This is a genomic window from Ruminobacter sp. RM87 (genome assembly GCF_000701925.1).
Taxonomy (GTDB): Bacteria; Pseudomonadota; Gammaproteobacteria; order Enterobacterales; family Succinivibrionaceae; genus Ruminobacter; species Ruminobacter amylophilus.
In genome coordinates, this window is sequence record NZ_JNKD01000072.1 from 1 (window position 1) to 11378 (window position 11378).

The window sequence follows — 11378 nt, forward strand, 5'->3', positions numbered from 1 at the left end:
GTTACCTTGATATTATCGATACCATCCCTGATCTGAAGAGACAGAACATGGAGCTTACCATCAAGGCCAACAAGAGTCAGGCTGACTTCATTGCGTGGCTCCCCGTTTTCAGACAGATGATTCAGGAACTCAAGCTTAAGGTTTTTGATGACTACGTTGATAATGTAATGCTTAACCTTCTGACCTACCAGTCCCTGGTTGAAAAGAAGGTGCTTGAAGCCCTCGGTTCCAACAACTATGACGAAATCGTCAAGGACCGCAAGTCGGTGGGCGTGTTCATTGTTGAATATGAGGAATGGGCTGACAATCTTTATTCCGAAATGCCTGAAGCACAGAATGAGATAGGCGCGCTTATTGCCAACTTCAAATATTCATGTTCAGATGACAACGGCGTGGTAGGTCAGCATGAAAATCTGGTAAAGACCACTGACGATCTTGTCGACAGCATGAACAAGGCCAAGGAAAAGATTAATGAAATCAAGACTGAAATAACCAACATTCAGCAGCTTGTGGACAATGAGCTGAGCAAATCAAAGGAGCTTGCTTCCGACAAGTACATCAAGTCAAAGGTTATCAGTATCATATCCTTCATCGTCGCCATTGCCATTACCTTCGTGGTACTGTTCTTCCTGAGCCGCAGTATCAAGAAGCCTATGGAAATCATCGTAAAGCGTCTTGAGGAAATCGCCGGCGGTAATCTGAACAGACAGGTTTATACCAGAGACGTCAACGAATTCGGGGTAATCATCAAGAACCTCAACAGGGTAACCACGGAAACCAGTGAGGTAATGCTTCAGATGGCTGATTCCGCCAAGAAGCTGAAGATGGCCTCTACCGATAATCTGGTGGCTGCCGATATTTCCAAGAACGCCATCAGCGAACAGCGTAATGAAACCCTCAATCTGGCTTCCGCAATGAATGAGATGCTTACCAACATCAATGAAATCGCCAAGGCCGTTAACAGCACCATGACTGAAATTCACGGGGTGGAAAATGAGGCTGTCAAGTCTCAGAACATCATGAATGACACCATGGAGAAGACTCTGGTTCTGTCAGACAAGATTAAGGAAAACACCATAGTAATCAAGAACGTAAGCAATCTGAGTTCCGACATAGCCAAGATTATCGACATCATCAAGGGCGTTGCGGATCAGACCAATCTGCTGGCTCTGAATGCCGCCATCGAAGCCGCACGTGCCGGCGAGTACGGCAGAGGCTTTGCGGTGGTAGCCGACGAAGTAAGAAGTCTGGCCAATACCACGGCAAACTCAGCCAATGACATCCGCAAGATGATTGAAGACCTGCAGGCCTCCGTAATTGAAGCGGTAAACAGCTCTGAAATCTGTCTCAACGAAATGCAGCTTACCAAGGACAAGTCCGCACAGGCAAGCAACGCCATCGACGACATCAAGACCGCCGTGGTGCACATCAACGAAATGGCTTCCATCATTGTGGAATCTGTAAACAGACAGATGAAGACTTCTGAAGGCATTTCCTCAAATATCGAAAGAATCAGCGATCTGTCCAACGACAACCAGATTCAGATTGAAGCTCTGGCCATTACCAGTCAGACACTGGATACCCTTGCCGCCAGCACCGAAAGCAGTATCAATAAATTTGTGCTGCCTGAGACAAGTGCGGAGACTGAAGCCGGTGCAAAGGCTAAAAAACTGCTCTCCGGTTCCGCCAGAGGCGGTATTGTCAGACCGGTACAGAAAACCGCAGAAAAGGAAGACAGACCGGGATTTTTTGCAAGACTTTTCGGGCATGCAAAGTCAAAGGCGGTAAACGGAAAGATTCCCGAGAATAAAACTAAGACGGAAAAGAAGGGGGTTTTCAGAAAAAAGACTCAGCCGCCTAAAAAGTAAACCTTATACGGTTTAAAGCGGAAAGGGGATGCACTGCATCCCCTTTCCTGTTTTTCGGCATCCCGGAGATGAATGCGGTCAGGGACCAGAAATGCCGCGTTTTCCGGAATGATGGGCGAAAGATGTTTCGCCCATAACATCATTTTATGAAAACCTTTGCAGAATTTTACGGATCTGTTATCCGGATCACTCAATATTTTGATTTATTTAGATCTCTTTATTTTTTTTATAAGTGGTTATTTATTAAAATTTCAGACACTGGTGATGGATTTGTCGCTGCAGCAGGAGGCTCGGCCCTATATATCGAATCCGCCAGGATAATAACGAAGATAATAATTAGAATGCATATAAGAAAAACACTATTAAAGATTTCCGCCGTGATGCTTTTATGGAATCTGGCATCAGTGGCATACGGGGCAAATTACGAGGTACAGACGGATTTACTCGGACGTAAACAGATTTTTTCCGAAGGTAAGCTTATTGTTACCATGAAGAAGAATGATGCGGGTAATGAGCTGTTTTTTAATGCTGACAGGGAACAGATCGGTTCTGCGGTAAAGAATGAAGCGGGAAGAACAGATTATTTCAATGCCGAAGGAAAACCTGTCGGTTACGCCATGAGTTCGGCTGACGGCACTGTCAGCTATTTTGAGCGTGACGGCAGATACATCGGCAACAGCAGCGACACCGGACTGAATAACGGTCTGATGTTCTATGACGTGGTGATCAGAGAATCCAACGGCATCGGTGACGGCAGGGGTGATTTCAGAAATTACGGAAATCGCGAGGTTTCCCGTTTTGTAAAGACCTACAGTCTCTGATGGCAGGTAGCGGAACAGCCCTTAAGGCGCATAGGGCCGGTAGTCCGTCAGGATAATTTCAGGAATACGCGGAAGCCGTCATTTTTCAGAGTGACGGCTTTTTTCGTTTTTCGTCGTCATCCGTATGCCTGTACCGTCTCCGGAGGCTTCAGAACTGCTCATAAAATGTGTTATTGCGGTGAGAAATAATACACAATCATCATAATGAACATAAAGTATGAGGTTTTAGCTGTATCATGTGTTTTTTTTTGTATAATTAGTGCATCTGTAAATAATGCTTTATAAAAGATATAAGAAAATAGAAGATAAAGAATTTTAGTTGAGGATATTGGCAGTGAATAAGTTATGTCTTGCTGTTGGTCTCTCAGTCTGTCTGGGACTAAGTGCGTGCGGTGATGATCCGAACGAATTGTTTATGAAGTGCAAGGTCGCGGAGACCAGTGGAGAAGTTCCTCAGGAAAAGTTAATAGAAATGTACAGGGAAGCTGTGGATGCGGGATCGGTTGATGCCGCTCTGTACATGGCTTATTACGAGCTGGGAAACAACAATATCGTCAGCGCCAGAAACTACGCTGAAAAGTTCAGAACCAGCAAGCCGAATGATTTTGACATCATCAACGGCATATTCCTTATAAATGATACCAAAAATCAGGAAAACATGGATCGCGGTGCGGAGCTTTTAAAGGAAGCCACCGCAAAGAACAAAACCAATTCCAATGCCTACTATCCTCTCGGAGAATACTACTTTAAGAAAAAGGATTACGAGAAAGCTGTTCAGAACTATGAAATGGCCGTGCAGAACAGGGATTTCAGGGCCCGTATTCCACTTGCCAGAATCTATCTTGATAATCTGGTTCATCGTGATGAGCTGGAATCGGTTTTCCGTCTGGTTTATCAGGAACAGCATGACAGTCCTTCCCGCGAGTCAGACATGCTTCTGGCAAAATGTTACATGGAAGGCCTCGGTACAGTGACTGACCTTGACAAGGCCGGGAAGCTGATAAAGAAGTATTCTTCAAGAACCAATGATCTTGAAGCTCAGTTTCTTGAGCTGAAGGTTATGGTGATGAACAAGAATCCTGAGGTTTCTGCAAAGGGTATTGCAGGAATGAAGGAATTCGTCAGAAAGACCAATTATCCTGATGCCGCATATGAACTGTATGAAATCTATTTTAACGGTCTCTACGGTCAGAACAGGGATGTTAAGGAAGCGGTACACTACGTCCGCATGGCTCAGAGTGCCGGTTCCAACAGGGCTCTGGTCGCCCTGTCAAGAATCTATCTTGAAGGCATCGGAGTTAACAAGGATGAAAATGAGGCTTTCAGTTTCGCCAGAAGAGCCATAGAGGTTTCTCCTAACGATGTTGAAGCCGCCTATCTTATCGGTGTCATGTATGCTGACGGCGTAGGTACCAAGAAAGACAGCGAAAAAGGCTATGAGTACATCAATCAGGCCGCAGAGGCAGGAAACAAGGATGCCCTTTTCAGAAAGGCCATGATGATTCAGGACGGCAGAGGTGCAAGTCTCAACGGCAATGAAGCCCTGGTGATTTTTGAGAATCTGGCCAAGTCGGATTATGCTCCTGCAGCTTTTCAGTACGGTGAACTTCTTTTCTACGGAATGGGCGTGGAGAGAAATGTCAACGAATCCATTCTGTATCTCAAGAAGGCCGTAAACGGTGGGATGGCCGAAGCCCTGTTCCCTCTGGCCAGTGCCTATGACGAGGTCGGTGATGCTGAGTCGGCTCTCGCATGGTACAGAATGGTTGCTTCATCTGAAGATATCAATGCCGCTGAAGCAGCTGCCCGTGCCGCTGACATTTATTTTGAACTGCATAATTATCCTGAGGCTGAGAAGTTCTTCAAAATGGCAGCAGACCTTGGGCATACTGTGGGAGCCGAGAATCTCGGTCGCATGTATTACATTCAGGGTAAATACGATGAAGCCAGGGAAACCTTCATGAAGATAGCCAAGCAGAGCAGCTATGCCCAGACATTCCTGGGAATCATGTATGAGCGTGGTCAGGGGGTTCAGAAGAATGACGTTTATGCGTCAGAATGGTACGAAAAGGCCATTGCCAGAGGCAGTATCGACGCCAGATATCTTGAGGCTGCCCTTATTTTCAGCAGTAAGACACTTCCTGATGAAATGAGAAGTGAAATAGAGCCTCTGCTGACAAAGAGCGCCTGTCAGGGACACGCTGAATCCATAATGTTTCTTGGATTGAAATATTATGCTTCAGTGGGTGATTCAGATGAGGGGTTCGCCTGGCTGATGTACGGTGCCCGTGATCATGGTATAAATGAAGCATCTCTCGCCCTGTCAAAGGTTAAGACATCCAGAGATTATCTGGAATCAAAATACTCTTCAGTGAAAAACATGTGTTCTCAGACACCTCGAACCGGTAATTAGGGTATTTCTGTAAAGTCAGGCCGGTTTCAGCTGAGGATGTGCCGCATCGGTGCGTCATGAAGCTGAAACCGGCTTTTTTCTGTGTGTTCGGTTCAGAATGGAATTTTTCGGATAAAGTGCGGAAACATCCCAGTTTTCCCGGAATTCTCATTCTTTAAGTCACAGTATCCGACAATAAATGTACACTATACGGCAGAATATACGTATAGTTCGTTTATTGCCAAAAAAATGACAGTGTGATAGAGTTCGACTTATTCGGCAGAACCTGATGCATATCTGCCTGTCTAAGCTTAATATTGCCTGTCCGTAATACATAAATGAATATGAAAAACGCTCGGATGGGAGCTTAACTGATTACTATTAGGGGAATTATATGAACAGAATTGCTTCTCTGCTTATGCTCGGAGTTTTTACGGCCGTGACCGCAAGCGGCTGTACTGCGCTTCTTGCCGGCAGTGCCATAGGGGCCGGTGCCGTGGTGGCAGCGGACAGCAGAACCGTGGGAACCATGGTTGACGATGAAGCCATAGAGCACAAGAGTAACAAATATCTTTCAAATAATCGTGAAATTTACGAGGCTTCCAAGCTGGATGCCACTTCCGTGAACGGTATTGTTCTTCTGACCGGTCAGTGCCGTGACAAGGAATACATTGAATACATCGTTTCCAGGGTTAAGACCATTCCTGAGGTAAGAAAGATTGTCAACAGAATCGAAATGATTGAGCCTCTGAGCATGTCTGACCGCTCAACCGATACCTGGATTACCACCAAGGTCAAGACCCAGCTGCTTTTCGGTCAGGAAATCAATTCAGGCAGATTCAAGGTTATCACCGAAAACAGGGTGGTTTATCTCATCGGTCTGGTTAACCATTCCGAAGCCAACAGAGCCGTTAACGTGGTCAGGGGCATTGACGGGGTTAAGAAGGTTGTCAAGATTTTTGAATACCTGGACGAAAGGGGCCAGGCTGCCGTTGTGGGAGCAGGGGATGTTCCTGCCTCTTCAGCTTCATCCGCAGGTCCTGCAGTTACCGCACCTGCTGCCGATACTCCGGTTTTTCAGGAGGATTCAACTATCATGGAACAGCCCGTGTCACCGGCTGTTACTGCTGCGCCGGCTGCATCATCAGCATCTGCTCCGATAACTCACCTGAATTCCGCTCCGGCAACCGACAGCGCACATCAGCCTAAACCGGTATATGACCTGCTTGAAGAGAACGTATCCGTAGATCCTGTTCCTTCAGCATCAGCCTCCGACAGCTCAAGTGACATGTTCATCATTGAGTAGGGCTTAAGATAAGCATCAGTCCCGTTATCAGGCATGATTTGCCGGTAACGGGATTTTTTTGTGCACGGGAATGCGCATCTTCCTGCGGAAAATCACGGCCGGGAACGGATGCCCCTCTGCGGAAAAGGTTATGCCCCTCCGGATGTCAGGTTAAAGAACGGGGAAAACTGAAAAAACTTCATGAAAAATGCAGAAAATGAAAAATTTCCGAAAAACTGCCGAAAAACGCTCAAAAAGGATGCACGAAAAAGACAGAAAATGAAAAATTTCCGAAAAACTGCCGAAAAATGCTCAAAAAAGATGCACGAAAAAGACAGGATTCTGCACGTTTTTAGTTAGTTATGGCTAATTGATATTTTTTAATGCACAAAAAGTGGGAAATTCAAAAAAAATATTTGAATTTATTGATTTTTTTTATTCAGAAACGCGAAATATTGATCTAAAATGTCACATGTTTTGTTAAGGATCATTTCAAATTTACAAATACATTAAAGTAAGGAGTCAAAAATGATTAGACTTGGTATTTATGGTTACGGTAATCTTGGCAGAGGCATTGAAAAGGCTGTTAAGCTTAATCCAGACATGGAAATCGCAGCAGTATTCACCCGCAGAGATCCATCTTCAGTTCAGGTTGCATGCGGTGCACCTGTAGTAAGCGCTTCACAGGTTGCTGAATGGAAGGACAAGATTGACGTTATGATTATCTGTGGCGGCAGTGCTACCGATTTACCTCAGCAGACTCCTGAACTTGCTAAGTTATTCAACGTAATCGACAGCTTCGATACCCACGCACGTATTCCTGAACACTTTGCAAACGTTGATGCTGCCGCACGTGCCAACGGTACCCTCGGTATGATTTCAGTAGGCTGGGATCCGGGTTTATTCTCATTAAACCGTGCTTATGCAAACGCAATTTTACCAAACGGCAAGGATTACACCTTCTGGGGTAAGGGCGTAAGCCAGGGGCACTCTGATGCAGTAAGAAGAATCAAGGGGGTTAAGAACGCTAAGCAGTACACCATTCCTAAGGAAGAAGCTCTTGCAGCAGTACGCAGCGGTTCAAATCCTGAATTAACCACCCGTCAGAAGCACTTACGTGAATGTTTCGTTGTTCTTCAGGAAGGTGCTGATGCAGCTTACGTTGAAAACGAAATCAAGACCATGCCTAACTACTTCTCTGACTACGATACCATCGTTCACTTCATTTCTGAAGAAGAATTCGTAAGAGATCACAGCGGTATCGCTCACGGCGGTTTCGTAATCCGTTCAGGCTCTACCGGTGACAAGACCCACGTTATCGAATACAGCTTAAAGCTTGATTCAAACCCAGAATTCACTTCAAGCGTACTCGTTGCCTATGCACGTGCCTCTTACAGATTACACGCTGAAGGCAAGACCGGCTGTCTCACCGTATTTGACGTTGCTCCTTCATACTTAAGCCCGTTAAGCGGTGAAGAATTAAGAGCTCACATGCTCTAATGTCTGACCTGAGTCAGTTCTGACAGAATACCGGCTGCCGGTTTTATTCCGACAGCCGGTTTTTTTGTCCATGAAAAATACCTGTCTGATGTTTTCAGGTGGCTTTTCCGGCGGAATCGGCGGTTTTTTATCCATATGGAACGGTGCAATCTTGAGAAAGCACACATTCACGGTTAAGACGCCTGACATGTTTTTACAAAAAGAATGCAGATAGGTTATAATGAACCGTAGTAAAGTGGTATTCCGCCGTGCTGTGCCGGCCGGAGTTTTCCTGGGCGGTGTTCGGGATAGATTAAAGAGGCATGACGGAGAATAAGAATAAGTAAGAGGCTTAAATGTCAGAGAAATACTACAATCCCAACAATGGAACCATGTTTGATTCTAACGTGGTGGATGGTATTCATCAGCGCTATGAGTTAAGAGTGAAGGATGCTCAGTCCCAGGTAAGTGCCGAATTCAGCGACCTGAAAAAGCTGGGTAAGGAAATTTGGAAGGCTCAGAGATTTGAGGATATGGTTTTCGGCCGTTTTGTAGTGCCGACCGAACTGGTTAACGAGTACGTGTCTGACATCAAGATTCCGAAAGTTCTGAACAGCCTGCAGGTTTCAACCTCCAGCATCAACAAGATCAAGCTGGTGGCGGAGCACGTAAAGCTTGGAAAAATCATTCTGGATCTTTCCGTTCGTGAAATCATTCTGAACAAGGATACCTTCAAGCTGGCATTTATGCTTAATTCATGGGAAATGCCTGATACCTCATGGTTTATCCGCAACATGATTAAAATCGGCATGATGGTGACCGGACTGGAAATTTCCGCCATAAACAAGGCCATTCCGGGAATCAACGTAAGCAAGAGTGAGTTCAATTCCAAGGAATACATCGTTGATCTGACTCCTGCCATCAAGAATACCATCAAGGAAAAGGATCTTTCCCTTGATATGATAAGACTTCTTGACTGGTCCGTTGATGAGACCGCAACCCATCTGCAGATTTCCATCAAGAGTGAGCAGCTGGCCAAATACCTCAAGAAGAGAATGCCTATTCTCTTTGACTAGGATTAAACGGTTTCCTGTCACGAAGGAACCATGTTCCGTAATAGGGAAAGCCTGTCATGATATATCATGACAGGCTTTCATGTTTATCGGGCAACTGAAAAAAGGCGGTGATTTCCGTGAAATACCGACGGCGGAAAAACACACCGGGCTGCAGTCCCTGCTAGTTCATCTGCAGTAACTGTATACACTGCTCAGGTACGATCTTTTTGACCTTTGGCTTAGGTTTGGTGTCCTTCTTCTTAGGATGTCTGATTTCATCAAGCCAGCCCTGAAGCTCGGTTCCGCAGCCGTCTCCTTCAGGAATAGGGGCCTGCTTGACACAGGAATCGGCTCCTTCAGGACATTCGAGTCTTACGTGAATGTGAGCGGTATGCCCCCACCACGGGCGAATCTTGTGCAGCCATCCGCGTTCTTCTTCAGGAGTGTCTCTGCACAGCTGGTTTTTAATGGCCGGATTTATAAAGATTCTGGCGACGCGATCATCCGTGGCCGCAAGCTTTACCAGGGTATAAATGTCTTTGCTGTAGTAACCGTTTGTTTCCAGAAAATTGTCTTTTACAATGGTAAGAGCCCATGGTTTTTCCAGATCCTTTTTTCCAAGCGGCTTTTTAACCATTCTGAACCAGATGTCAACGTCGAGACCGGTCTGATGACTGGCATGGCCTTTTATGAAGCGTCCGCCTCTCGGCATGGCCATGTCTCCGACCAGAAGGATAGGCAGTCCCGCTTCATGAGCCCTGTCCGCCAGATCTCCAATGTAACTTACAAGAACCGGGTGACCGTAGAAACGTCTGTTCTGCTGTCTGATAACCTGATAGTAGGGATTTTTAAGATCCGCGCTTACGGCACCGGCTATGCAGCCGTTGCTGTATTCACCGATTGACTGAACCTGCTCTCCTGCCGGATGTGTCATTCTTGCCCAGTCGGCCGGTGCTCCGGTGACGGCCGCTGCCATGATGATAGGGGCTAAAAACATTTGGTATCCTGTATGTCTGAAAATAGAAAAAGAAAATTCCCGGATCTGCCGATCTTAATTCCTGTCGCTGTCATAACCGTGATAGTGCTGACGGAATTACGTGACAGCAGTTTTTAAAGAAGGGAATCCGTGAAAACAATTTATCGGCTCTAGATTATATCTCAATAATCCCGGAAATGATGTGTATGGTTTTTGGGGCGAAGCTACAATGTGATCTTGTGTTGAAAAGCCTGAAATCCTGCCGGACAGGGGCTGTTCTGAAACGTGATTTCCGTGACGACGGAAATTCCTGACGGTATTTTAATGTTTTATGAGGTATCAGTTCGGGAAAAGGCATGCAGACTGTTCCGTCATGAATTCTGTAAGTTTTGATGAGGAAGGAACATGATGTCGGCAGAGCAGATCCCTGAAATGAGCGTCAGGAACGGTATTCAGAAAAAAAATAATGGCACGAGGCTGCCGGCAGGCGTCGCGGCAGGTTCAGCAGAGGAAGGAAAATCACCTGAAAGAAGGCTGAAGCAGGAAACAGGGGAACGGCTTCAGTTTCGTCATCTGAGTCAGAAATACGAACTGGTGCTGCTTTCCGCCGAAGCCGGGAAGATAGCGGAGCGTATGCTGCCGGGAACCATGTGGAGCATGCGCAGACTGTCAGTACTATTCTTTTTTAAGAAAAAGGAACTCACTTCCGTTGAACTGGAGAATATCCGTAAGGGATTTAAAAGAATTGTCGATCTCGGTACGGCATTTGCCGAAGAGCTTGAACGCATGAAGAAGCTGATTTCGGATAACGGTCTGATGAACCTTCTGGATAATACCGCAGCATCCGGCGGATACAGACGCAGTCTGCAGATTAAAACCCCAATGGAGAAGGAACTGGCCGTATGTCTCGGCAGTTTTGACAGACTGATGATTATTTACGAGTTTTTCTGGATAAACAGTTTCTTTAATGCCATGACATGTCAGAAGCGCATCACTCTTCTGAAAAACAGAATGACGGATGCCTGTGCCCAGATTCTGGCAGTAAGACATCGTCTGGATTCAGGTTCCGGGAAAAACGGAGCAGGAATGCAAACAGCAGGAACAGAATCATAAAACCGCAGAATATCAGTATATAAATCATGGACTGAATGACTGCACTGCTGCTGAATCACTTCGGCTGATTTATTTGTCTTAAAGCTTTTCCGGTAGTGAAAAATGACGCCATCTCCGGTTCTTCTCCGTCCGGGATTTTTCGGAAAAAGTACTTTTGTTCAGATGCTGAAGTGCTTTCTGGTTAAGACATATGCCATGGTATTTGTCGGTTCTGACTGCGTGTACTGTGATTAATTTTTGAGTAGTCCGGTCGGATGAATGCAGGAAAGTATGAATATGTCAAAGACAATATGAAACGACCTCCACGAATGAATGCAAATCGTGGATTTACCGTGTAAACTGTAGACGTTAATAAAACAGAAACGGATTTACCGCATACATTGAATGAA

The 11378-nt window shown here is 45.7% G+C and carries 9 protein-coding genes; 8 read left to right on the forward strand and 1 reads right to left on the reverse strand.

What is annotated here, in order from left to right; all coding sequences use genetic code 11:
* The 6 genes from T489_RS0110905 to T489_RS0110945 all read left to right on the forward strand — a co-directional run.
* Positions 1-1868: methyl-accepting chemotaxis protein (locus tag T489_RS0110905; protein WP_031580067.1), on the forward strand; the 1868-nt coding region annotated here is incomplete at its 5' end.
* A gap of 341 nt (positions 1869-2209) precedes the next feature.
* Entirely contained in the window at positions 2210-2689 is a 480-nt protein-coding gene (locus T489_RS0110915) for a hypothetical protein (protein WP_031580069.1), read from the forward strand.
* A gap of 334 nt (positions 2690-3023) precedes the next feature.
* Positions 3024-5102 (forward strand): tetratricopeptide repeat protein, encoded by a 2079-nt coding sequence (locus tag T489_RS0110920; protein WP_031580070.1) that lies wholly within the window; start codon positions 3024-3026, stop codon positions 5100-5102.
* Between the two features lie 373 nt (positions 5103-5475).
* Positions 5476-6387: a BON domain-containing protein gene (locus T489_RS14440; RefSeq protein WP_051622056.1), complete on the forward strand. Its 912-nt coding sequence runs from the start codon at positions 5476-5478 to the stop codon at positions 6385-6387.
* 507 nt (positions 6388-6894) lie between these two features.
* The gene (locus T489_RS0110935) at positions 6895-7866 is read left to right on the forward strand and encodes a diaminopimelate dehydrogenase (protein ID WP_031580072.1); all 972 of its coding nucleotides are present in this window, start codon (positions 6895-6897) and stop codon (positions 7864-7866) included.
* Positions 7867-8201: 335 nt separating this feature from the next.
* Positions 8202-8921: a hypothetical protein gene (locus tag T489_RS0110945; RefSeq protein WP_031580074.1), complete on the forward strand. Its 720-nt coding sequence runs from the start codon at positions 8202-8204 to the stop codon at positions 8919-8921.
* A gap of 160 nt (positions 8922-9081) precedes the next feature.
* Here T489_RS0110945 and mepA read toward each other — a convergent pair whose 3' ends face one another.
* A complete protein-coding gene (gene mepA / locus T489_RS0110950; RefSeq protein WP_031580076.1) occupies positions 9082-9897 on the reverse strand; it encodes a penicillin-insensitive murein endopeptidase in 816 nt (271 codons plus the stop codon).
* 384 nt (positions 9898-10281) lie between these two features.
* On the opposite strand from mepA, the gene T489_RS0110955 reads away from it, so the two are divergent.
* On the forward strand, positions 10282-10989 hold the full coding sequence (locus T489_RS0110955) for a hypothetical protein (RefSeq protein ID WP_157608227.1): 708 nt from the start codon (positions 10282-10284) through the stop codon (positions 10987-10989).
* A 102-nt stretch (positions 10990-11091) separates the two neighbouring features.
* Complete coding sequence (locus tag T489_RS15635; RefSeq protein ID WP_255327008.1) at positions 11092-11223, forward strand: hypothetical protein; 132 nt, start codon at positions 11092-11094, stop codon at positions 11221-11223.
* Positions 11224-11378: the final 155 nt, after the last annotated feature.